The 639-nt window shown below is 36.9% G+C and carries 1 protein-coding gene; it reads left to right on the top strand.

What is annotated here, in order from left to right; translation table 11 throughout:
* Window positions 1-426: 426 nt before the first annotated feature.
* On the top strand, window positions 427-639 hold a 213-nt coding region (locus ACS8FD_RS21740), incomplete at its 3' end, for a PHP domain-containing protein (protein WP_439277401.1).

Genomic DNA, 639 nt, shown 5'->3' with positions numbered 1-639 from the left:
AAAAATGATTGCCGAATACTATTTTGATGAAAGTCATACTATCGACCCCAAACCTTATCAGCTTGCCCGTTTCAGATAGGTAGGTTGTCAAAACATTATAAATTGGGCAAAGACTAGGGCGTGTTAAATCTTTATTATATGCTTTGCCGACCTAAAAAAAGCTTTTATATCAAAATTATACCAAAAAGTCGCTGCAAATCTGGAAACCGATTTCATTCTTTCTCGTATAATACCTAGTAGCTGAATCAGTGGTTGTCTGTGCCAAATAATGATATTATTAGCAGCTAAATTTAAAATTAATAAATAAGGCTATTAACGCCCTATTTACTTCTAACTACTTTTAAAAACTCATTCAAAGCATTGATAATAATAAAACTATTTTCTTGGTAGCTCATCTTCTTTCGATTGCATTAGTAAGAGTCCTCTATGGCATTTGTACACCTTGGCATTCACAGCGAATATTCAATCACCGATTCTATCGTGCGCATCAAGCCGCTTATTAAAGCAGCAGCAGCGGACAATCAGCGCGCGCTGGCGTTAACTGATTTATCCAACCTTTATGCTACGGTGAAATTCTATCGTACCTGCTTAGGCGCTGGTATCAAGCCCATCATCGGTAGTGAAGTCATCATAGATGAT

It is taken from the genome of Psychrobacter sp. 1U2 (assembly GCF_051847575.1).
Note: the sequence above shows the minus strand (reverse complement) of the source record. Positions and strands in the feature narration are given on the sequence as shown.